This is a genomic window from Streptomyces sp. NBC_00322, from assembly GCF_036147535.1.
GTDB lineage: Bacteria > Actinomycetota > Actinomycetes > Streptomycetales > Streptomycetaceae > Streptomyces.
Genome location: NZ_CP108019.1, coordinates 332,935 through 353,123, shown reverse-complemented (window position 1 = coordinate 353,123; position 20,189 = coordinate 332,935). Strand labels below are relative to the sequence as shown.

The following is a 20,189-nucleotide window of genomic DNA, read 5'->3' as shown; positions in this document are numbered from 1 at the left end:
GTCCCGCACCGGTGAGGGGCTGGCCGCCTTCCGCGCCGGCGGGTATCAGTGTGCGGTAGCCGTCCTGAAGGTTCAGAGTGTGAGCACAGGCCGGGTGGAGAAGTCTTCGGAGAGGTCTTCGCCATCCGGGCCGTTCATGAACTCGGCCATGGACGGGTTGCGGTTGGCGGTGGCCAGCGGCAGCCACGCCAGCATGTGGCCGTAGCCGCCGCACACCGACTCGCCGCCGTCTCCGCCGTGTACTGCGGTGACGTCGCTCGTCAGTTCCGCGCTGTAGGTGTCGTAGGCGATACGCAGGCCGAAGGCGCTCAGCTGGTTCTGCGGGCCGGTGCGGTCCCCGTAGGGGATGCGGTCCAGGGGGCAGTCGTTGCCCCACCGGAACAACGTGCCCGCGCCGGCTCCACAGGCGTGCTCCCATTCATCGGCGCTCGGCATCCGCAGGCCGCGAGCCGCGAGTACGGCTGGCATGTCGGCGGGCGGCGCGGTCAGGCTCTCGTTCTCCACAGCCATGAGCACAGTGGCCAAGGTTACGTTCCGGCGCGGGCTGAGCACCTGCCCGAGGTGCGCCCGCAGATCAGGGCCGTAGCCGTAGCCCTGATCCAGACTCCCGGCGTAGTCGGCGGCCTGCTCGGGCGACGGCTGCCACGCGTCGAGGTCGAACCCGAGTGTCACCGCGCCGCCCGGTACCAGGGCGAACTCCCGCGCATTCCGCTCGATCCGGACGCGGTGCAGCGGGGCACCGAAGTGCTCGGCGGTCTCGACGACGGTTACGCGGCCCTGCACCTGTTCCGCGGCCTCCTGGGCGATACGACGCGCCGTAAGCAGATCGAAGGACCGCCACTCGTCGAGACTGAGATCAGCGAGAGACATGGGGCGCAGTGTCGCACGCCGGTCTGACACCATCAGGACCACAGTTCCGTCACCCGACGGACCGCATGTCGTCGATGAGCCGGAGCAGGCTTGCCTGGCGGTACGCATCTGATCCTGGTCGGCACCATCCCCGCGGGTGCGGGGAGCAGCGCGCAAGGTCGGTGGTGTCGTTGTCGTAGAAGGGAGACCATCCCCGCGGGTGCGGGAAGCAGCCTGCCTGCGACGCCGGCCCCGCGGGTGCGGGTGGCAGCCGTCGTGGTGCAAGCTAGTGCCGCGTCAGGTTACGTTTCGCCCGGTTCTCGTTCCCGGTGCCGGAGGCGCTTCCGATCAACTGGTGTGTATGGAGACGGCCCGGCATTCCTCGACCAGTCGGCGCAGCCTGGGCGCCAGCCGGGTCAGCAGCATCCCTCGGCAGCTGGGGGCATGCGGCGTTGATGAGGATTCGTGAAATCCCCAGGGTCGATCGACTTCCCCAGATGGATGACGCTCCAACGAAGTGGCGCAGTCGCCCTTCTCCGAAGGATCCGGGCCGGGCCCCGGGCGGTCGCTTGCCACGCTGGGCTACGCACTCCGCCCACCCTGGATGACCCGATTCGCCCCCGTGCGGCTGACTGACGGGCGACTCTGCAGGTCTGACTCTCCGTCGCAGGTCAGCTCCGTCCTGGAGCCTTGCGGCATACTGATGGCCGAATCTGACAGAACATCGTCATTGCGGCCACTACAACGGGGCGAGATGATCAGCGCATGCCCGAACCGCACAGAGTCGTCATCGTCGCCTTCGCGGGTGTTGAACTGCTCGACGTCACAGGTCCGGCTGAGGTGTTCTCGGTCGCCACCCGCGTCGCCGGCACCGGCCGGCCCGGCTACGTCGTCCAGATCGCGACAGCCGACGGCGGTCCGGTGGCCACCTCCAGCGGCGTCCGGCTGATGGCCGACCTGACGCTTGACGAAGTGAACGGCCGAGTGGACACCCTGCTCGTTTCGGGCGCGGTCGATCTGGGCGAGGACGGTGTGGAGCCGGTGCTCGACAGCAAGATCACCGACTGGCTGCGTGAAGCGGCACCGAGGGCCCATCGGACTGGCTCGATCTGCGCGGGCGCGCACCTGCTGGCCGCGGCGGGCCTGCTGGACGGCCTGTCCGCCACGACCCATTGGCTCACCGCCGCGCAACTGGCCGCCGAGCACCCGCAGGTGACCGTCGATCCGGATCCGATCTTCATCCGGGCCGGCAACATGTGGACCTGCGCCGGTATCACATCGGGGATGGATATGGCGCTGGCGATGGTCGCTGAGGACCACGGCCAGGATCTCGCCCTGGCCACCGCCCGGATGATGGTCATGTATGTCAAACGCTCAGGCGGCCAGAGCCAGTTCAGTGTGCCGCTCTCCGTACCAGCCTCCACGGGCGACCGGATCGACGACCTGCGTGTGTGGATCGGCGAGCACCTCACCCAGGATCTCGCCACCGAAGCTCTGGCCGCGCGGCTGCACCTGAGCGTGCGCCACTTCTCCCGGCTGTTCCACCGGCGCACCGGAACCACACCGGCCGCCTACGTGGAGTTCGCCCGTCTGGAAGCCGCCCGCCGGCTGCTGGAGGAGAGTGACCGCAGCCTGCCGGAGGTCGCGGCCGGCAGCGGCCTCGGTTCTGTAGAGACCCTGCACCGTTCGTTCCAGCGCCGACTGGGGACGACTCCCGCCGAATACCGTCGCCGCTTCCGTTAGACCCAGCTACCGCCCATCACCGCCCGGCGGATCCCAGGCATGCCCACACGGGCAGCAGCCACCACACCTCGGAGGACACGATGACCCGCACGAAGATCATCCCCATCCCGGTCATGGGCCGAACAGCCATCAACGCCTACCTGCTCCTGGGCCGGAGGCCGGTGATCGTCGACGCCGGAACACCGGGCAGCGGCCGTCGGATCCACGACCGGATCGCCGAGCACGGAGTGGACCCTTCCGACGTCTCGCTGATCGTCATCACCCACGGACACATCGACCACTTCGGATCCGCCGCCGAGCTGCACCGCCGCACCGGGGCGCCCGTCGCCGGCCATGTCGCCGACCTGGGACCGTTCCGCACCGGCCGAGTCCGCGAACCGTACCTGCCCACCGGCCCGATGGGCCGCGTCATGGACCGGAACAAAGACCTCCATGCCCAGGTCGAACCCGTCGAACCCGACGTTCTGATCCAGGGCGAGACGAGCCTGGAGGACTTCGGGATCGCTGCCCGGATCATGCCTACCCCCGGACACACCGCCGGATCGATCTCCGTCCTCACCGACCAAGGGGACCTCGTCGCCGGTGACCTGGTCGCCAATTCCTTCATGGGCCTCATCCCGGGCAGGCCGGCCAACCCGCCCTTCCACGACGATCCGTTGCGCAACCTCGCCAGCCTGCGAAAGATGCTCGCCCTCAACCCCACCAAACTTCACGTCGGACACGGCGCCCCACTGGAGCCTGACCGCGTCCGACGTTGGGCCGCACGGGAACACCACCGCCTGTCCCGGCTCGAAGCAGCGGGGCGGATCGCCACCCGCACGGAGAACGACGTGGCACCAGGCGCCCTGGACGCCAGCTGACCGCCTGGCTGCAGCCGCTACGGCAAGCGGGAGCAGGAACGGCCCGAGCCCCGGTCACCGGGCGGTTCGGGCCCTTTCTGATCCGTATCTCTCACCCCGCGTCCGGTGGTCAGAGACGTCATCGGGCCGTGTTCGGGTGACCACGACGGGCGGTGACCAGGGTGCGCCACCGCTCCCGGGTCTGCTGTTCCCCATCGGGCCACCGGGCCGGTGAGGGCGCATCGAGGGGAAGGCCGGCCATGAAGTGGGCGATGTCGACGTAGTACGCGTAGTCGCCGCTGCGGGTGAGGTTGTTCAGGCGGGTGATCGAGGCGGACACTGCGTGGTTGGCGCCCAGGACGGCGTGGTGGAAACACAAGGCGAGTTCGAGGATGGGCTCGGCGATGGTGACGCCGGCAAGTCCGATCTCGGTGCGCAGCAGCTCGGCTCGGTCTTCGATGTCCTGGGTGGTGCCGGCGTCGCGGATGAGCGCGGCGATGCGAACGGTCGCGCTGGTCACGCGCCCACTTCGCTACGTCGAGGGTGACCTGGTGGGTGCTGACGCACTCCACTTCACGCTGATCGAGCCATCGGGTTCCCAGCCATACCGGGTGAGTCTCTCCCCCTCATCGCTGCGGCCGCACGCTGCGAGCACCTCGCCAGCAGCGATCAACGCCCGCGCATCGCCTACAAAGGCGGCCCGCCTGTACCAGGCGAGCGCGTCGTCGACGCGGCCTGCCCAGTGCAGGAAGAGCGCCGCCTCAATGAGCGCGTCTATCTCACCAGCATCTGCTGCTCGCTGGAACCAGACGAGTGCCTCCTCCAGGCGCCCGGCATTTGCCAGATGCGCGGCAGCTTGACGCAAAGCATCAGTCCGGCCTGCATCAGCGGCACGCTGGAATAGTGCGAGAGCGTCGTCGAGGTTGCCACTTGCCCGCTCCGTCTCCGCCCTCGCAGCATGGAGCAAGGCATCGCCCCCAGCGGGGGGTGGACTCCACGCGGCTGAGAACTTCTCCTGAAGCTCTAGTAGTCGCTGGAAGACAATCTGGGCGTCCTCCATCCTGCCTTCGCCTTCCAGCATGCGGCCGGCCTCGTTGAGCGCGAAGTGTTCTCCGGAGTCGGCGGCTCGCTCGTACCAGGCGAGGGCTTCGTCAATTCGCTTCTGACCGTGCAGCAGGTCCGCGGCCTTACGCGCCGCGTTGCGTTCTCCGGCATGGTGCGCCCGCTCGTACCAGGCGAGAGCCTCACGGATTCGGCCTTCGCTCTGCAGCATCCGGGCAGCCTCGCTCAACCCCAAGTCTTCTGAGCCGACTCGCTCGTACCAGGCGAGGGCTTCGTCAATTCGCTTCTGACCGTGCAGCAGGTCCGCGGCCTTACGCGCCGCGTTGCGTTCTCCGGCATGGTGCGCCCGCTCGTACCAGTGGAGTGCATCGTCAATCTTTCCGGCCCTCGCAAGAAGCTCCGCGGTACGAAGCAGCACTCGGGCGTCACCCGACGCAGCAGCCTGCTGATGCCAGGCCACCGCCTGATCCAGCTTGCCCTGCTTGATCTGGATATCAGCAGCCCAACGCACTGCCTCCTTGTCGCCTGTCCGTGCCGCCCGCTCGTACCAGTCGAGGGCTTCATGCGTCCGGCCCTCGCGGTCCAGCATGTTGGCCGCCCACCGTGGTGCATCGAAATCCCCAGCCTCCGTCGCGCGCTCAAACCAACCGAGGGCATCATCCACACGGCCGGCAAGGTCCAGCATGTTCGCAGCCCACCGCAGAGCGACGGCCTCGCCACGTTCAGCCGCGCGCTCGAACCAGGGGAGAGCGTCGTCCACACGACCGCCCTGACCCCGGTATACGACGGCCCACCTCAGCGCCTCGGCATCGCCGGCGGCAGCTGCCTGCTCGTACCAGGCGGTCGCCTCTTCCATCTGGCCTCGGCCAATGAGCATCTCAGCTATGCCGCGAACAGCACCGGCGTCACCCGCCTCAGCGGCACGCTTCTGAAGCAGGAACCCAGTGTGGTACAGGCCCCGTTGGTGAGCAGCCTGGCCGAGTCGTGCAGCGGACGCCGCTCCGCTGAACGCGAGGGCAGCAGACCAGAATCCCGCAGGGACAGGGAGTGCACGGCGCACTCTTTGACCATGCTGTTCCAGGTAGTCCGCCAGCCGGTAGCCCGTTTCCTGGGGTTGTACGGCCTGGCCAGCGCGCGGTCGGATGCGTGTCAGGGCCCCGCGTGCCCCTCGCACCGGCCGGGCGCAGTAGGCCACCGCCTGCTCCAGCCAGTCTTCCGGCAAGAGGTCCCATTCCGGATCCTCCACATAGGCTTCCGCCGCAGCAGCAAGGAACGACTGCGGCAACGAGAGCACGTGCCCGAGCCGACGGGCATCCATGGCCGCATCCAAAAGCGCGCGGGCACCAGTCGGCGCCGTACGGTAGCGGTCCAGAAGCTCTGGGGCGCCTGCCAGATACTGCGTGATGCCGCCGCCCTCTGCACGTCTTTGGGCGATGGCCAACCGAGGATCGACCGCGGCCTTCACTGACAGATCTCTGAGGGCAGCAGAGTCGAACCGTGCTGGGACCGCAATCTCCTGACCAGCCAGCAACTCCCGGGTCTGGGCGTGCGGATCTCGTTCCTGAGGTTGAGGTTCGGTCATCAGCAGGGCGCGGTACTCGGGCCAGATCGTTCCCAGCACGAGCACGGGACCTCGATGGCGTGAGCGCAGCAGTTCGCGCAAGCCAGCGGCTATCTCCTCGCCTGCCCCATCTCTCGGATTCAACAGGTAGTGCTGAGCCTCGTTGAGCCAGATCACCGTGTGAGGCCCCACGCGCGGCAGCTCGGCCAGTGCTGCGCGCGGCCGCTCCGGATCAATCGGATGCCATACCCGCCAGCTATCGGGCAACTGCTGCACAGCCTCCCAGCACGCCCGGGTCTTGCCCGTGGAGGACTGCCCCACCAGCATCACTATTCGGCTCGCACCGGCGACCGCATCGTCCACGACCCCGCGCAGCAGAACATCATGTGGCCGCTCTACGTAGGCCGGCAGAAGCGGGAGCTGCTCCCCGTCGAAACCCGAGCCGTCGATTGCCCGGTGCACCTCGAGGTCCAGCGGGTTGGTGAGGTCCCGAATGGGCTGGCCCAGTGGCCGCTGAAGTTTGGCCTCAGCCCACAACTCAGCAACCCGTTGCGCAGCCTGTCCCGACTGCTCCTTCGGCACGCCCGCCCAGCGAGCGAGGACGGTCACCAAAGCACAGACATCGGCCTGCCTCGGCGGAACATCCGAGGAGGTAATGATGCGCTGGATGGTGTCCCGCGACGGTGCTGCGCTCAGCGACTCATCCTCGGCGATGGAGGCAGCCATTTGGTCAAGGGTTGGACTTCCCGCGGCGAGATAGGACTGGTGGACCAGGTCCTTCAGATCGCGCAGTGGCCCAGGCGCCAGTTCCGGACGGCGCAGCGTGCGCGCCGACCCCACATGGCGATCCGCCCCGTCGCGTTTCATCGCACCATCATGCCCGCACCGACTCTCATGGGGTCCTGAACTGGGCGTCTTCTAGGTCGACTTCCGTTCTCATCGCGTTTCAGAGTGAGTCGTTCGGATGCATTGAAGGTGGTGACCAAGCCGGCCGGCCAACCCATCCGACGCAAGGTCAGGACAACACGATGCCTCGCAACCGAAAGCCCCACCGCCGCAACCGGTCCCACAACGACCTCCGCAACGCAACCGTCAGCGGCACCGCCGCTGGAATCGTGCGCGCCGTCATTGACTGGCTCCGCGATCTGATCTGACAGATCAGCCCTCACAGCACAGCAGAGAGGGCGTACACAGGTGTCCGGGCACTGCCCGCGTCCGGACCCCGTCTGTGTCAGTCCGTGTGCTTCCATGCTGGGTCGACGACCTCGAGGCGTGGGCCACGGCGGAGCAGCTGGAGCCGGGCGTGTGGCTACGCACCAGCACGGGTACGCGCGTCCAGGTCAGCGCGGTCAGGTCGTGGACCGGCCAGGACCGGACGGTCCACAACCTCACCGTCGCCAACCTGCACACCTTCTACGTACTGGCCGGCGACACGGCCCTTCTGGTGCACAACGCGAACGGCTGCGGTGTATGGAAGTCCGGCTTCGACGCCCTTCCGAAGGGGAGGCAGCCACACGTCAAGAAGATGTCGAGCGTCGCGGAGATGCGCGGGGCGTTCGATAAGTGGACCGCCGGTGCACAGCGGCTGCCGGCCCGAGGGCCGAAGATCCCGGACGTCTACAAGCTTGCGGACGGAACGGTCATCCAGTGGCGTACCGCGTCCCGGTCCGGCGGAGAGACGATTGACATCTTCCCGGTCACCGGTAAAGGAATGAAGGTGCATCTACCCGATGGACAATGAGGTCATCGTCCGTGAGCTCCTCGTCGAGGGGCTGGACGACTGGGTACCGGTGGACCGGCTGATCGGGCTCGCACGTGAATCGGCCGAGCCGTCGAGCGGTGACTTCCGAGCCCTGGCCAGCGAGGTGCTCGCCGACGTGGTGAGGGGCGGCCTGATGGCTATTGGAGAAATCGGCGACACCGGGTTCGAACCCTGGGCCGGTGACGACGACGCCGTCCTCCACCGGGTCGTCGCAGCACTCGACCGGGTCGCCTGGATCCCCGCGGGCGGCGTCTGCTGGCTCTCGAACACCCCCGAGGGGGACCGGCTGGCGTCCGGGTGACACCCGGCGCACGCCCGTCCTGACCGCGCGCGCCGACCGGCGACGCGGCCCGTGAGAACGACGGAGGACGCGGGTCTCAACGCGAAAGGGGCGCGCCCTGCCGGGCGCGCCCCGTCGTCAAGTGCCTGGGGAGCCGAGCACATCAAGCGGTTCGGCAAGTACTCCACCCATGAACTCGGCATCACCCCCGATGCCTGCGACGCCCACCTGGACGTCGACTTCAGCGTGCTCGGCGACGACCAGAAGGCGGCAGCAGCATGACGGGGCGCCGTTAACGACCGTGTCACCAGCCCAAACGGGTGTGACTTCGCTGGTCAGCGGCCTGCCGACAAGTGCTGAGCGTGAACCCGCCCCTCGAAAGCCGTACGAGCACTACGCCTGGAAGGTGGCTCGGTAGTCCGCAGGGGACGTGCCGACGTAGCGGTGGAAAGCCGCACGGAAGGTGGCGGGGCTGCCCAGACCGCTGAGGCGGGCGACCTGTTCGACGGGGGTTGTGGTTGTCTCCAGGAGTTCGCGGGCCCAGTCGATGCGGGCGGCGGTCAGCCAGGCCATCGGCGAGGTGTCCGTCTCCTGCTGGAAGCGCCGGATGAACGTCCGGCGGGACATGTGCGCGCGGTGGGCCAGTTCGTCCACGGTCTGACGGCGGGCGAGGTTGTCGAGCATCCAGGCGCGGACCGGTGCGAGGTCCTCACCCCGGGGGGCCGGCCGGAAGCGGTCAATGAACTGCGCTTGGCCGCCGGCACGCTGGGGCGGGGCGACGAGTACCCGTGCGCGGGCATTGGCGGCTGCGGCGCCGTAGTCGCTCCGGATGATGTGCAGGCACAGGTCGACGCCCGCGGTCACTCCCGCGGAGGTGAGGATGTCGCCGTCGTCGACGTAGAGCTGGTTCGGCCGGACGTCAATCCGGGGGTACCGCCGTTGCAGCGCAGCGGTCTCCTGCCAGTGGGTCGTTGCGGGGCGCCCGTCCAGCAGCCCGGCGGCCGCCAGCGCGAATGCGCCCGTGCAGATCGACACCAACCGCGCTCCGCGCGCGTGCCCCGAGCGGATCGCCGACAGTGCCGCGGTGGGAAGCGGGATGTCCGGGGCCTGGTAGCCGGGGATGACGACGGTGTCGGCGTCCCGCAGCGCCTCCAGCCCGGTGGACGTGACGACGGTGAACCCGCCGCTGCGGACCGGTCCGGCGGACGGATCGGTGCAGACGGTGACCTGGTAGTGCGGGTCCGACCCGAAGGTCTGCACCGGTATGCCGAGGTCGAGCGGGAGGACCCGTGGAAGCGCCAGCACCGCAACTCGGTGCCCATCGATGGCCGACATGGCACGATCCTAGCGATGGATGGCTCCCGTGCCACTGTCGATGACGGAGCCTAGATTCGTAGCCTGCACCCATGGAGTTCTCACTCGACTTGCCTGCCGGCCCCCTGGCCGAGGCCATCCTCTCCACCGTGCGTACCTCCGAGACCCCGCCGGTGGTCAATCACAGCGTGCGAAGCTTCTTCTTCGCCCAGCTCCTCGCCGCCCACGAAGGATGCCTGGAGGACGCCGCCTACGACCGTGACCTGCTGTTCGCCGCGACCGTCCTGCACGACCTGGGCACGGGCAACCTCGCGAAGGGCGAAGCCCGCTTCGAGGTGGAAGGTGCGGACCTGGCGGCCGACCTGCTGCGGCAGCACAAGGTCCCCGAGGCGGACATCGACCGCGTGTGGGAGGCGATCGCGCTGCACGCCTCTCCCGGTATCGCCGAGCGCCGCGGCTTGCTGAGCTACCTCACCCGCGCGGGCGTGGGCATCGACTTCGGGCGCAACGCGGAGATCGTCTCCCCGTGGGAGAAGCAGATCCACGCCGCCTATCCCCGCCTGGCCATGGTCCGCTCGCTCGTCGACGCGATCGTGGAGCGAGCCGCCCGGTCAGATGCCGCGGCCGCGCGCTACACGATCGGCGGCGAGATGCTTCGCGAACGCCGGGCCGACGGCGTGACCAGCATGGAACGCGCCGCCGCATCCTCGCCCTGGGGAGGGTAACCGGCCTGTCGCCGGGAGGGGCGCAGGCCGCTGACCTGTGGTGGGAGTTTCGTCGTCGGTTCGCCCGCCACCCCGCTTCCGCAGGCGGCGGTCCACCCAACGGCTGTCTGGCACGACACGCTGTCGAGCAGACCCCCGGGGCGGGAGGGCGCTGGTGTCTGCCGGAACGTCACCCGCCGGGAGCTGATCGTCTCCGGCACCCGCGAGGGCATAGACCCGCCCGCTGTGCGCAGCATGCCAGCCGCCTCGCGCTCTGTCGAAGGGATTAGAGGGGCCGTCCGTCAGTTGAGGACCTGGACCTCGCGGACGTCGACCGTGAACGGGGTCTCGCGTACTTCGGTGAATTCTCCGGCGTCTCCAAGGGCCGCTGCCTGCCATTCCACGGTCCATGTGGCGGTCGCCGTCCCGGAGTACTTCCCGCCCTTCTGGCCGGTCGATGGGGCCTTGTAGCGGTGCCCGCAGTCGGGCGACGGCCCTTCTGAGTTGGCCGTGGTGGTCGCGGTCCGGCGGGGTACCAGCAGGCACCGAACCCCTCCGCCGTACGAAGGTCGCAGTCGCGGCGTGGGCCAGACTGGGTCTAGCGCCGGGCCGGCCACGCGGCGGCGGCGAACGGGCCGGAACGTTCCTCGAGCATCGCAAGAGCCTGTCGCCACCGGGGTGTACGACTCGCACACCCCGGTGGGAGGAGAGGTCACCAGACGCGGCTGCAGCCCGAGGGGGCCTTCTCCGGGTAGTAGTTGCACACGTTGATCTGTACACCGTCCACGTTGGACAGTGGGGTGCTGTACGTTCCGTTGACCTTGACCCGTCGCTGGGAGATCCAGCTCCACTGGCCGTTCTGGTACTTCCAGTAGCTCAGATAGAGGCCGCCTGCCCAGCCGTCGCCCGGGCACTTGTCCCGGACGGTGATGTTGAAGTAGGCGTTGTAGGTGTCACGCCCCTGGGCATTGCCGGTCCAGGCGTAGCTGTAGGTGCCCCCGGCGTCCGCGCAGCCGTTGCTGCTCTCGCCGTAGACACTGGCCGCCTGCGCCGTGCCCGAAAAGGCGACGGTAGCCACGGCGGCCAGGGTCACGCCGATACCCGCTTTTCCAATCCGCGACGCCAAACCTGTCTTCTCCACTTGATGCTCCCTTGTGTGAGCCGTGCGCTGTGGTGTGAGCGCTTGGACGGGGAAGAGGCTTGCGGATGCCGGGGCAGCAGCACAGTGAAACCGCGTGTCCCGGACAGGCGCGGGCTGTCCGGGCTGGTCGGAGCTTTGTCCGAACCCTGGCCCCGGACAGCCAGACATGACGGAATACGCCGTTGTCTTCTTTGACAGGGACTCAGCAAGATGACACTCATGGGGAACCTGGGGGAGTTGCCACCGTACGAAGACGTGTCGCCGCACGAAGTCCCGGACGCCGCCGGCTTCATCGCGTCGATGCAGCGGCTCAAGGAGCGTTCGGGTCTGACGTATCGCGAGCTGGAGGAGCGAGCCGCCCGCAGTGGTGACGTCCTAGCGCGCAGCACGCTCGCCGACGTACTGCGCCGGACGAGCCTGCCGCGTCCCGAGGTCCTGGCCGCGTTCGTCCGCGCCTGCGGGGACGGTGAGCGGGTCGACGCCTGGCTGGCCACCAGAGACAGGCTCGCCGCTGCCCGTACGATTGCGGCGCCCGTCCAGGCGCGCGACGTTGAAACCGATGCTCAACCGCAGACTGAAGCGGCTGCGATCGCGCGGCCCCGCCGGCCCAAGGGCTCCACAGTCGCCGGCGCGACCACGCTCGCGGTCCCGATGCTGGCCCTGGTCGCCTGGGGGCTGCTCGCTGGCGACTCCGCCGAGCCAGGGATACCGGCCTCTCCCGCCGACGGCTGGGTCACCATCCGCCCCGCCCGCACGCCCGATCTCTGCCTGACCGACGGACGCGACCGCAACGGTGCCTACGGCAGCGCCGTAGCCGTCCAACTCCCCTGTGCCCAGGCACCCGTGCCGCGCACCTACCTCGAACCGATGGGTGAGGGGCTCTACCGCATCCAGTGGCACCATCCCCAGATGGGAAAGGGATGTCTGACGGTCATGAGCGAGGACCAGATCAAGGGCATGCTGGAACCCCGCCGGAATTGCGCGCAGGGCACCCTCTTCCGCCTGGAACCCACTGCGGGGACCTTCCGGCTGCGTCCGGCCACCAGCAGCGGGTGCATCGGCATCGTCGACAACGACACTACCGTGGGCGCCGAGGCGATCGAGGAAAGCTGCTCCGGTGCGGCAGATCAGCGGTTCCTCGTCCGGGCGGGCTGACGGCTCGCGTGCACCTGACGCCGGTATCGCGCCCGTCAACCTCGGCATGCCGGGCATCCGACCTGAAGGTCCATCATGAGCCGCTCGGTATCCCCGGTCTCGCGGAGTCCAGCTGGAGGCTGCCGTGCTTGGACTGTGTGGTCGGGCGTTGCGCTGTCCCGGGGGCCGTGACTGCGATCGGCGGCCGTCATGAGGTGTAGTCCGCGTTGACGCGGATGTAGCCCTCGGACAGGTCGCAGCCGTAGACGGTGGCCGTGGCGTCACCGAGGCCGGGGGAGATGGTGACCTCGCCTTCTTCGAAGACCGTCACGACGACTGCGCACACACGATCTTGCACAGCGGGCTGCTCCTCGTGCGCGGCACCATCCGGCGCCGCGGCGGCCGCAACACCGTCACCGGCACCATGGTCTGGGACCTCGACGAACTGGCCGCCGCCCGCCGCGACCACGGCCCCGAAGCCGTACACCGCCTCCTCGGCCCCGACGCCACCCCCACACCCGCAACGCCCGCAGCCAGGGGCGATGCGCCGCAGCGCACCATCGCGCAGGAGACCGGAGCGGAACTGCACCCCTGGGCTCCTCGCCTCCCGTGATCCAGTTCCCAACGACTGGGGAGGATTGGCAGGCGTGATGCTGGCAGCGAGCCGACGTTGCGTGGTCGATCAGGTACGACCTGTGCGTTCCGGCCCTGCTCAAGGCCGTTCGGTGTTTGTCCGGGGCAGCCTTACGCCTGCGCGGGGGGCGGCCGGCCGTGTCGCGTAACGGTGGCGCATGGCGTCGCTGGCTGCGGGACCTGCGGTGAAGACGTGGGTGTCGCTGTCGTCGAGTCGGCGGCCGGTCTTGGCGTCAACGACGACGGGCTCGACTTCCTCGCCGCTGTGCGCGTCGATGAGGATCATGCTGCGTTCGGCCGGTGCGAGGCGGGAGTTGCCCCATGCGGCCAGGGCAACGATCACCGGTCGCAGGGAGCGCCCCAGTTCGGTGAGGACGTACTCGTGGCGTACGGGGTTGGTCTGGTAGGGCCGTCGCCCCAGCAGGCCGTCCGCGACGAGGGTCTTCAGCCGGGTGGTGAGCATGCTGGAGGAGATACCCAGGCTCTCCTGGAACTGGTCGAAGCGCGTGTAGCCGTCGAAGGCGTCGTGGAGGATCAGCAGCGTCCACCACTCGCCTACGTGTTCCACCGTCGTGGACAGCGGGCACTCCCGGTCCTCCAGCCTGATCCGGCTTGCCACGGCGACCATCCCCTCAGTTACTGCTAAAGTCGAACTTAGTAGCTTCTATTTTAGCAGTAATGACGGGAGCGGTGCTTTCTGTGCCCGCACCCGGGAATGGAGCACACCGTGACCACATCCATCAGCGAATCCCTCGAAGGCCGGCGTGCTCTGGTCACCGGCGGCACCAAGGGCACCGGAGCCGCCATCGCCAGACGTCTCGCCCAGGCCGGCGCAACCGTACTGGTCACCGCCCGCAGCCTCCCCGACGACATCGAGGAGAAGACGTTCATCACCGCCGACCTGTCCGCCGCCCAGGGTGCAGCCCACGTAGCCGCCGAGGTGGACGCCCGCGTGGGAGGCGTCGACATCCTGGTCAACACCCTCGGCGGGTCCGAGGCACCGGCCGGAGGGTTCGCGGCGCTCGGCGAGGACGACTGGGCCAGGGAGCTGAACACCAACCTGCTGGCCGCCGTCCGCCTGGACCGTGCACTCCTGCCGCACGTGATCACCACGGGTAAGGGGGCGGTCGTGCACGTCACCTCGATCCAGCGCCGCATGCCGCTGTGGAACGGCACCCTGGCCTACGCCGCCGCCAAGGCCGCCCTGACCACCTACAGCAAGGGCCTGGCCAACGAGGTCGCCCCGCACGGCGTCCGCGTCAACACCGTCTCGCCCGGCTTCGTGCAGACCTCGGCCGCCGACAACCTCGTCGCCCGGATCGCCCACGACGCAGACATCACCGAGGAAGCGGCGCTGCGCCGGCTCATGGGCTCCCTGGGCGGTATCCCGCTGGGCCGTCCCAACCGGCCCGAGGAAGTCGCCGAACTCGTCGCCTTCCTCGTCTCCGACCGCGCCTCGGCCATCGTCGGCGCCGAACACGTTATCGACGGCGGCAACACCCCCACCGTCTGAACCCGCCACCACCCAAAGGAGCGTCATGCACGACAACCAGCCCCGCACCAGTACCCCGGACACCCTGCCCGAGGTGATCACCCGCTACCTGAAGGCGCACCGTGCCCACGACGCTGGCACCGCGATCACGGCGTTCACCGGCCAAGCCACGGTGATCGACGACGGCAACACCTACGAGGGCACCGAGGCGATCGAGGGGTGGCTCGACCGATCCGCCACCGAATTCACCTACACCATCCACCTCACCGACGCCCAGCAGACCGACGCGACCCGCTACATCGCCACCCACCACCTCGAGGGCAACTTCCCCGGCGGGACCATCGATCTGCGCTACCAGTTCACACTCCACGACGGGCTCATCGAACGCCTCGTCATCGAACCCTGAGTCTGCTCACCTGCTGCCGCCTGCGCGTCGGTTGGTCGCGGAACGACTTCCATGCTCTAGCCGCGGAGTGCGAGGCCATGAACGCCGAGAGCCTTCAAGCCGAGCTATTCCGTGCCCGCGCTGTGGAGGACGGTGTCCGACACTTCAAGCTGTTGACCTTCGCACTCGGCCACATGGGCATGGAACTGTCCCGAAAGGACGCGGAAGCGGTGGCGCGAAGCCTTTCTGCCCTGGCCAGCATTTGCGACGCGGCGGCTTTGACCGATCTGCTCGCCAGAACTCGGGCAAAGACGGTCCAAGCCGGACGACAGCCTAGGGAGGCGAGGTCTGGTCGTCGCAGCCAACGGGTGGTCCAGTGAAAGTCATGCGTGTGGGCCTGGGGCACCGCAGACCAGCTGGGATTGCCGCTGCCGGTTAGGTTGCTGATCACCCTGGTGTGAGCGGAGGCAGTTGATGGGGAAGGCCCAGGTCGACCGTTCGGCTTCGGTGGAACCGCCGGGTCTGCTCCCGCTTTCCGCGCAGGAAGGTCAGGGTGAGGTCGAGTCCTTCGATCTCACCTTGCCAGCCCTCGGCACCGACCACGACATCGTCTTCCAGGCCCTCAAAGACGCAGGTGTCCATGACGCGTTCGCCGAAGTCCTGGACCCCGCCTCGGCATCAGTCGTGAACGGCGTTGGCCGCGGCCACGGCCTGGGCGGCGGTGTGGAAGTTCGTCGGGTTGGCGAGGGCGACCAGGTCCGCGATGCCTTCCGGGCCAGGCGGGTCACGTCGCGGGCCAGCAGCTCCTGGCTGATCGGGCGGTTCAGAACGTCAATGATCACGTTCGGCTGCATGGTTCGGTTCCTCCTTCTCAGCGCAATTGCTCGGCCAGTCCGACGATGATGCCCTCCGGGCCGCGGATGTAGCAGAGCAGATAGCTGTCCTCGAACCGGGCGATCTCGCCGACGAGTTCGGCGCCGTGAGGGCGCAGGCGGGCAACGGTGTCGTCGATGTCGTCGACGGCGAACATGACGCGGTGCGTGCCCAGAATGTTGTGCGGCCGGTTGCGCGGCCCGGAGCTGATCACTGCGGGGCTGCGGTACTTCGCCAGCTCGAGCCGGCTGTGACCGTCCGGGGTCCGGACCATCGCGATGTCACAGCGGACGCCGTCGAGTCCGGTGCACTGGTCGGCGAAGGTCCCCGCGACCTCTGCCCTGCCCTCCAGCTCCATACCGAGTTCCACGAAGAACGCGATGGCGGCATCCATGTCCTCGACGACGATGCCGACGTTGTCCATCCGCTGAATCGCCATGCTGGTTTCTCCTCCTTCCTCGTGCGGCCGGTGGTGGCCGCTGATGTCCCTGGGACGGAGCCCGTGGCACGTTCTCGACATCCGCAGACCGCCGAACTCCGAAAAATCTGGATCGCGCCTCAGCACTGCTACAGCAGACCCGCGAGTCAGGTCGTCACCAGCGAGGGTGAGTGCGGCGCAGGTGGCCGCTCCCATGAAGACGATCAGCCGCAGCGTGCCGTCCCCGCTTTTCACCGTCAGTCGGCAGCGCACACCACGTGTTCGGGACGGTCAGGACAGCCGGCATGCGTGGAGCCGGTTGGAATGGATGTTCCCGAACGACGCGGGGATCGGGGCGATGCCCTGGTCCGGGCGGATGGTCCGACTCTGGCCCCGGTACTCGGTGCTGTTGTACACGGTGAAGCACCGGCCCGAGACCTGGCCGTTCCGGCGCCACGTCCTGGCACTGTTCCACACCGACTCACCGCCGATGAATCCGACGTATGCGGTCGTCTCCGGAGACCGCGGCATGTCCTGCGAGACAAAACTCGCCACGCCCGTGTAGTCGGGGCCGGTCCAGCCGCACACCCAGCCGGACGTGCACGGCTCGGACGGGACGGGGACGACGGCCTGCGCCGGCGTGGCGGCGTACGGTCACGGGGATCACCGCCACTCTCCGGGAGGCCACAGGCCGCGCGACGGCCTGCGGGGGCTGTTCCATCGCACCTCCGTGCCGCCTTGATCGCATCACCGGACGTCGTGCCCGGTGCCGGTCGTAGCCGCCTCGGACCGGCGGTCGGCGCAGTGGAACCACACCCCGTGGTTCTGCCTTGCCCCCGGACGGAACCAGGCGGGCCCGGCCCTTCCCGCTATCGGCACGGGCAGATCCGGCTTCGCGTGCTGACACGCCCGCCCCAGCAGGCCGAGCTCGAACAGCCGCGCCCCCTGCCCGAGACCCGCGCGTCGGCCGGGCCGCTGAGCGGCCCGGCCCTTCAGCGGATCAGGCGTGGACCGGGGCCCAGGAGGTGCACTTGCGCTCGCTGCCCTTCACAGCGCAGCCGCAGTGTCCGCGCTCTTGGCTGCGTTGAGGGCCGCCCACGCTGTGTCGCGCAGAGGTTTCCGCGCTCACCACCCCGGGCGAACTCCCACGCGGCACCGATAGCGTCTCGCAGCCGCGAGTCGTCCGGCTGATCGGCCTCGGATACCTCGAGCACCACTTCCGCGCACGCCGCAGCGAACGCGGTGACCTCACGAAGGTCTTGCTTGTTCAGAGCGATCTCGCCTGCTTCTCCCGCCATGATTCCATCCTCGACCATTGTGCTGGACAGCACGGCGACAGGGGCTCCGGTGGCTCTGTCCATGAGAAGGGACAGCACTCCGACAGTGGTCCGGGAGGTGTCTGGCCGTCGGCGCCGTCGGCCAATGTCCACGGGTTCGGGCAGCACCGGGCCTTCCTCGCGGGCCGAGTGTGGCGGGGTCTCAGCGCCAGTCGTCGATCACGTAGGCGTCGGGGTGGCTGTAGCCGGGTTCGTTGGGCCTGTGCATGGTCACGCCCTGCAACCAGGTGCGGAAACCGCGGTCGACCATTCGACGGTAGGCATCCGGGCGGCCCAGGTTCATCCCGGCGTCCAGTTGACCCAGTCCGCGCTCGGCGGCCAGCTGCTCGCACGCGCCAAGCAGTCGTTCGAACCGGTTGGCGGCCTCCGGGCCAGGGCGTACGGCTCCGAACTTGACGAAGCACACGTCCTCGCCGGCCTCCGACCCGGCTCCGCAGTGGCAGACGGCCAGGCCATCGAGCTCGGAGCCGGCGCCCTGGAGCAGGATGGTGTCACCGAGCCCCTGCGCGTGCGTGGCCACGATCTCGCGTTCCAGGCTCAGGCCCTCGTACACGGCCCCGGTCAGTGCGCGACAAAGGCTCAGGGCGTGGGGCTGCTCGGCGGCGGGCAGCTGGCCGTACAGCACTCGGCCGGGGACTGCGGCACTGCCTGCCACCTGCTTCTTCATGATGGCTGTGAGGAATCGGGGCCAGAAACCGTACCGGCGGTAGAGCTCAAGGTGCTTGGGACTGTGCGAGAAGGTGAACAGGCCCAGGTGGCGGTTCTCCCAGGTGTCGAAGCAGTCCATGACCGGCTCCATGAGGCGCCTGCCGACGCCCTGGTCCCACAGGTCCGGACGCACGGTCAGCGGGCCGAAGTACCCGACGCTGCCCCAGTTGGCGGCGAAGTTCGATCCGGCGACTTCGCCCTCGACCGTCGCTGCGAAGGCCGCCTGTGGATCGGCCGCCCAGCGGGTGCGGACGTAGTCGGCGGTCCCGAAGAACGTCTTCGGCTCGGGAGCCCCGAGGAACGTCCCGAAGGCGACCCTGAAGATCTCGTCGGCCCGATCCAGGTCCGCCTCACCCAGCGGGCGGACCGACAACGGGCCCGTGCCACTCTTGCGCTCCCCTGCCGGTGGGGTCATCGCTCTCTCCTTCCCGACCCCCTGTTTCATCGCACCACGGGCGTGCGCCGCAGGCGAGGCGAAAGGTCCACCGATACTCAGGGACCGAGGACCCGGCCGGCCTGCCTTGCGTGTCCGCCGGGAACTGCAGCTGTCACCAGGCCGAATACCGACCAGTCGAACAACGGCTACGACGGGTAACGAGGCCCAGGAAGGCCACCCCCTGCCCGGGCGGGGAGTCAGTCGACGGGTGCTGTCCGTTCTCGTGAACATCGACCTCGGCCCCGGGCGGGCGCCTCCCAGAGTGCTGAACAATCGCCGTCGTGATCCGTGAACGAAACCACACCGGGCTGCTGCGCGTGGTCAGGCCTCTTCGACCAGTCGATACGGGCGCCTTTTCGCGTGAGTCGCCTGAGGATCAGAAACACGCACTTGAACACGGCCTCCGCTCGCGGGCCGCCAACCCCTGCTAGCCGCTCAGTCGGGTGTGGCAGCTGGGTCGATGATCCGATACCCCACGCCGGGTGTGGTAGCGATGACCGGGGGTCGCCAAGTTTGCGGCGCAGGCGGCTGATGGTCACCGTGACAGTGTTGGTGAACGGGTCGGCGTGCTCGTCCCAGACCTGTTCGAGGAGGTCCTCCGTGCTGAGGAAGGCGGGGCTCGCGTTCAGGAGGGCTTCGAGTAGCGCGAACTCCTTTACGGAGAGGTCGAGTTGGCGGCCGTCGCGGATTGCGGTGCGGCGCATGGGGTCGAGTTCGATGCCGGCCGAGCGCAGGGTGCGGGAGCGGGCGGCGGGGCGGCGGCGGGCCAGGGCGCGGATGCGCAGGACGAGTTCGGGGAAGTGGAAGGGCTTGGCGAGGTAGTCGTCGGCGCCCAGGGTCAGACCGCTGACGCGGTCGCCGGGTGAGTCGGCGGCGGTCAGCATCAGGACCATCACGCGGCTGTCCCGCTCGGTGATCATCCGGCAGAGGGTGTCGCCGTGGATGCCTGGCAGGTCGCGGTCGAGAACGACGACGTGGTACGCGTTGACGTCCAGCTTGGCTGCGGCATCGAGCCCGTCGTGGGCCATGTCCACGGCCATGCCCTGGTCGCGCAGTCCCTCGGCTATGACCTCGGCGAGCGGGCGGGCGTCCTCGACCACCAGGTCTCTCAACGCGCCACGTCCGTCTCTGTGTTGGGGCCTTTTGTCGCCCTGTCGCCTGGGTGGGGGAGGGTGACGGTGACGCGCAGGCCGCCGTCGGGGCGGGCGCGCAGGTCCAGGGTGCCGTGGTGGGCCTCGGTGATAGCCGCGACGATGGAAAGGCCGAGGCCGCTGCCCCGGCCGGTGCCAGTCCGGTCGGCGCCGAGGCGGCGGAAAGGCTGCGCGAGTTCCGCCACCCGCCGCCGATCCCCTACCCCGGGAGCGGCCATACCGCTCACCCGAGCCACCAAAGCCCCGAGCCTTGCCGAATCTCGCACCGCCGTCGGCAAGGCTGCCCTGACCCCCTGACACCATCCCCGGGATACCGGCCGCCCGGCCGCACCCACACCCGCACCCTCACCCGAAGGAGCATCACCAT

General features: G+C 68.6%; 25 protein-coding genes and 1 pseudogene. 13 read left to right on the top strand and 13 right to left on the bottom strand.

The features are described 5' to 3' along the window. Window positions 1-72 precede the first annotated feature (72 nt). Window positions 73-870 carry a hypothetical protein gene (locus OG905_RS01565; RefSeq protein WP_328665765.1) on the bottom strand — a complete coding sequence of 266 codons (798 nt, stop codon included), beginning with the start codon at window positions 868-870 and terminating at the stop codon, window positions 73-75. Between the two features lie 744 nt (window positions 871-1,614). Between OG905_RS01565 and OG905_RS01560 the strand changes: the two genes are divergently transcribed. Together OG905_RS01560 and OG905_RS01555 are read left to right on the top strand one after the other, a co-directional pair. Beyond that, window positions 1,615-2,592 (top strand): GlxA family transcriptional regulator, encoded by a 978-nt coding sequence (locus tag OG905_RS01560; RefSeq protein ID WP_328665764.1) that lies wholly within the window; start codon window positions 1,615-1,617, stop codon window positions 2,590-2,592. A gap of 80 nt (window positions 2,593-2,672) precedes the next feature. Beyond that, on the top strand, window positions 2,673-3,452 hold the full coding sequence (locus tag OG905_RS01555; protein WP_328665762.1) for an MBL fold metallo-hydrolase: 780 nt from the start codon (window positions 2,673-2,675) through the stop codon (window positions 3,450-3,452). 118 nt (window positions 3,453-3,570) lie between these two features. Here OG905_RS01555 and OG905_RS01550 read toward each other — a convergent pair whose 3' ends face one another. After that, window positions 3,571-3,951 carry a hypothetical protein gene (locus OG905_RS01550; RefSeq protein WP_328665759.1) on the bottom strand — a complete coding sequence of 127 codons (381 nt, stop codon included), beginning with the start codon at window positions 3,949-3,951 and terminating at the stop codon, window positions 3,571-3,573. 12 nt (window positions 3,952-3,963) lie between these two features. Further along, the gene (locus OG905_RS01545) at window positions 3,964-6,921 is read right to left on the bottom strand and encodes a tetratricopeptide repeat protein (protein ID WP_328665757.1); all 2,958 of its coding nucleotides are present in this window, start codon (window positions 6,919-6,921) and stop codon (window positions 3,964-3,966) included. A gap of 161 nt (window positions 6,922-7,082) precedes the next feature. On the opposite strand from OG905_RS01545, the gene OG905_RS01540 reads away from it, so the two are divergent. From OG905_RS01540 to OG905_RS01525, 4 genes are all read left to right on the top strand, one after another. Next, complete coding sequence (locus OG905_RS01540) at window positions 7,083-7,208, top strand: hypothetical protein (RefSeq protein ID WP_328665755.1); 126 nt, start codon at window positions 7,083-7,085, stop codon at window positions 7,206-7,208. A gap of 86 nt (window positions 7,209-7,294) precedes the next feature. After that, entirely contained in the window at window positions 7,295-7,795 is a 501-nt protein-coding gene (locus tag OG905_RS01535; protein WP_328665753.1) for a hypothetical protein, read from the top strand. After that, entirely contained in the window at window positions 7,785-8,117 is a 333-nt protein-coding gene (locus OG905_RS01530) for a hypothetical protein (protein ID WP_328665751.1), read from the top strand. The genes OG905_RS01535 and OG905_RS01530 overlap by 11 nt, the downstream gene beginning before the upstream one ends. Before the next feature lie 51 nt (window positions 8,118-8,168). Continuing rightward, complete coding sequence (locus OG905_RS01525; protein WP_328665749.1) at window positions 8,169-8,378, top strand: hypothetical protein; 210 nt, start codon at window positions 8,169-8,171, stop codon at window positions 8,376-8,378. 111 nt (window positions 8,379-8,489) lie between these two features. Here OG905_RS01525 and OG905_RS01520 read toward each other — a convergent pair whose 3' ends face one another. Further along, entirely contained in the window at window positions 8,490-9,431 is a 942-nt protein-coding gene (locus OG905_RS01520; protein ID WP_328665747.1) for a GlxA family transcriptional regulator, read from the bottom strand. 71 nt (window positions 9,432-9,502) lie between these two features. Here OG905_RS01520 and OG905_RS01515 point away from each other — a divergent pair, with 71 nt between their 5' ends. Then, window positions 9,503-10,135 (top strand): HD domain-containing protein, encoded by a 633-nt coding sequence (locus OG905_RS01515; RefSeq protein WP_328665746.1) that lies wholly within the window; start codon window positions 9,503-9,505, stop codon window positions 10,133-10,135. 691 nt (window positions 10,136-10,826) lie between these two features. Here the strand turns inward: OG905_RS01515 and OG905_RS01510 are convergent. Further along, the gene (locus OG905_RS01510) at window positions 10,827-11,192 is read right to left on the bottom strand and encodes a Tat pathway signal protein (protein WP_328665744.1); all 366 of its coding nucleotides are present in this window, start codon (window positions 11,190-11,192) and stop codon (window positions 10,827-10,829) included. 282 nt (window positions 11,193-11,474) lie between these two features. Between OG905_RS01510 and OG905_RS01505 the strand changes: the two genes are divergently transcribed. Then, window positions 11,475-12,410, top strand: a complete 936-nt coding sequence (locus OG905_RS01505; RefSeq protein WP_328665742.1) for a helix-turn-helix transcriptional regulator — start codon at window positions 11,475-11,477, stop codon at window positions 12,408-12,410. A gap of 187 nt (window positions 12,411-12,597) precedes the next feature. Here OG905_RS01505 and OG905_RS01500 read toward each other — a convergent pair whose 3' ends face one another. Then, a complete protein-coding gene (locus OG905_RS01500; RefSeq protein WP_328665740.1) occupies window positions 12,598-12,747 on the bottom strand; it encodes a bifunctional ornithine acetyltransferase/N-acetylglutamate synthase in 150 nt (49 codons plus the stop codon). 15 nt (window positions 12,748-12,762) lie between these two features. Here OG905_RS01500 and OG905_RS01495 point away from each other — a divergent pair, with 15 nt between their 5' ends. After that, window positions 12,763-13,002: a hypothetical protein gene (locus tag OG905_RS01495; protein WP_443043876.1), complete on the top strand. Its 240-nt coding sequence runs from the start codon at window positions 12,763-12,765 to the stop codon at window positions 13,000-13,002. A 99-nt stretch (window positions 13,003-13,101) separates the two neighbouring features. On the opposite strand, the gene OG905_RS01490 is transcribed toward OG905_RS01495, so the two are convergent. Beyond that, window positions 13,102-13,650: a winged helix-turn-helix transcriptional regulator gene (locus OG905_RS01490; RefSeq protein ID WP_328665738.1), complete on the bottom strand. Its 549-nt coding sequence runs from the start codon at window positions 13,648-13,650 to the stop codon at window positions 13,102-13,104. An 87-nt stretch (window positions 13,651-13,737) separates the two neighbouring features. Between OG905_RS01490 and OG905_RS01485 the strand changes: the two genes are divergently transcribed. The 4 genes from OG905_RS01485 (at window position 13,738) to OG905_RS01470 (ending at window position 15,802) form a co-directional block, all read left to right on the top strand. Next, window positions 13,738-14,535, top strand: a complete 798-nt coding sequence (locus tag OG905_RS01485) for an SDR family oxidoreductase (protein ID WP_328665736.1) — start codon at window positions 13,738-13,740, stop codon at window positions 14,533-14,535. Window positions 14,536-14,560: 25 nt separating this feature from the next. Next, entirely contained in the window at window positions 14,561-14,920 is a 360-nt protein-coding gene (locus OG905_RS01480; protein WP_328665735.1) for a nuclear transport factor 2 family protein, read from the top strand. Between the two features lie 77 nt (window positions 14,921-14,997). Next, window positions 14,998-15,279, top strand: a complete 282-nt coding sequence (locus tag OG905_RS01475; RefSeq protein ID WP_328665733.1) for a hypothetical protein — start codon at window positions 14,998-15,000, stop codon at window positions 15,277-15,279. Window positions 15,280-15,373: 94 nt separating this feature from the next. Next, window positions 15,374-15,802, top strand: a complete 429-nt coding sequence (locus OG905_RS01470; RefSeq protein ID WP_328665731.1) for a hypothetical protein — start codon at window positions 15,374-15,376, stop codon at window positions 15,800-15,802. On the opposite strand, the gene OG905_RS01465 is transcribed toward OG905_RS01470, so the two are convergent. The 6 genes and pseudogenes from OG905_RS01465 to OG905_RS01440 form a co-directional block, all read right to left on the bottom strand. Next, window positions 15,771-16,211 (bottom strand): VOC family protein, encoded by a 441-nt coding sequence (locus OG905_RS01465; RefSeq protein WP_328665729.1) that lies wholly within the window; start codon window positions 16,209-16,211, stop codon window positions 15,771-15,773. The two genes, OG905_RS01470 and OG905_RS01465, sit on opposite strands and share 32 nt — an antisense overlap. 270 nt (window positions 16,212-16,481) lie before the next feature. Further along, entirely contained in the window at window positions 16,482-16,745 is a 264-nt protein-coding gene (locus tag OG905_RS38990; protein WP_443044050.1) for a hypothetical protein, read from the bottom strand. A gap of 437 nt (window positions 16,746-17,182) precedes the next feature. After that, a complete protein-coding gene (locus OG905_RS01455) occupies window positions 17,183-17,488 on the bottom strand; it encodes a putative immunity protein (RefSeq protein ID WP_328665726.1) in 306 nt (101 codons plus the stop codon). 181 nt (window positions 17,489-17,669) lie between these two features. Further along, on the bottom strand, window positions 17,670-18,650 hold the full coding sequence (locus OG905_RS01450; RefSeq protein ID WP_328665725.1) for a GNAT family N-acetyltransferase: 981 nt from the start codon (window positions 18,648-18,650) through the stop codon (window positions 17,670-17,672). A gap of 456 nt (window positions 18,651-19,106) precedes the next feature. Further along, window positions 19,107-19,783, bottom strand: a pseudogene (locus OG905_RS01445) (response regulator transcription factor). Further along, window positions 19,780-20,007: an ATP-binding protein gene (locus OG905_RS01440; RefSeq protein WP_328665722.1), complete on the bottom strand. Its 228-nt coding sequence runs from the start codon at window positions 20,005-20,007 to the stop codon at window positions 19,780-19,782. The pseudogene OG905_RS01445 and the gene OG905_RS01440 overlap by 4 nt, the downstream one beginning before the upstream one ends. Between the last annotated feature and the right edge of the window lie 182 nt (window positions 20,008-20,189).

Excerpts from the sequence above, each read along its gene's own strand:
- OG905_RS01565 (WP_328665765.1), bottom strand. The coding sequence starts at position 870 with ATGTCTCTCGCTGATCTCAGTCTCGACGAGTGGCGGTCCTTCGATCTG.
- OG905_RS01560 (WP_328665764.1), top strand. The coding sequence starts at position 1,615 with ATGCCCGAACCGCACAGAGTCGTCATCGTCGCCTTCGCGGGTGTTGAA.
- OG905_RS01555 (WP_328665762.1), top strand. The coding sequence starts at position 2,673 with ATGACCCGCACGAAGATCATCCCCATCCCGGTCATGGGCCGAACAGCC.
- OG905_RS01545 (WP_328665757.1), bottom strand. The coding sequence starts at position 6,921 with ATGAAACGCGACGGGGCGGATCGCCATGTGGGGTCGGCGCGCACGCTG.
- OG905_RS01540 (WP_328665755.1), top strand. The coding sequence starts at position 7,083 with ATGCCTCGCAACCGAAAGCCCCACCGCCGCAACCGGTCCCACAACGAC.
- OG905_RS01530 (WP_328665751.1), top strand. The coding sequence starts at position 7,785 with ATGGACAATGAGGTCATCGTCCGTGAGCTCCTCGTCGAGGGGCTGGAC.
- OG905_RS01520 (WP_328665747.1), bottom strand. The coding sequence starts at position 9,431 with ATGTCGGCCATCGATGGGCACCGAGTTGCGGTGCTGGCGCTTCCACGG.
- OG905_RS01515 (WP_328665746.1), top strand. The coding sequence starts at position 9,503 with ATGGAGTTCTCACTCGACTTGCCTGCCGGCCCCCTGGCCGAGGCCATC.
- OG905_RS01505 (WP_328665742.1), top strand. The coding sequence starts at position 11,475 with ATGGGGAACCTGGGGGAGTTGCCACCGTACGAAGACGTGTCGCCGCAC.
- OG905_RS01490 (WP_328665738.1), bottom strand. The coding sequence starts at position 13,650 with ATGGTCGCCGTGGCAAGCCGGATCAGGCTGGAGGACCGGGAGTGCCCG.
- OG905_RS01485 (WP_328665736.1), top strand. The coding sequence starts at position 13,738 with ATGGAGCACACCGTGACCACATCCATCAGCGAATCCCTCGAAGGCCGG.
- OG905_RS01480 (WP_328665735.1), top strand. The coding sequence starts at position 14,561 with ATGCACGACAACCAGCCCCGCACCAGTACCCCGGACACCCTGCCCGAG.
- OG905_RS01475 (WP_328665733.1), top strand. The coding sequence starts at position 14,998 with ATGAACGCCGAGAGCCTTCAAGCCGAGCTATTCCGTGCCCGCGCTGTG.
- OG905_RS01470 (WP_328665731.1), top strand. The coding sequence starts at position 15,374 with ATGGGGAAGGCCCAGGTCGACCGTTCGGCTTCGGTGGAACCGCCGGGT.
- OG905_RS01465 (WP_328665729.1), bottom strand. The coding sequence starts at position 16,211 with ATGGCGATTCAGCGGATGGACAACGTCGGCATCGTCGTCGAGGACATG.
- OG905_RS01455 (WP_328665726.1), bottom strand. The coding sequence starts at position 17,488 with ATGGCGGGAGAAGCAGGCGAGATCGCTCTGAACAAGCAAGACCTTCGT.
- OG905_RS01450 (WP_328665725.1), bottom strand. The coding sequence starts at position 18,650 with ATGACCCCACCGGCAGGGGAGCGCAAGAGTGGCACGGGCCCGTTGTCG.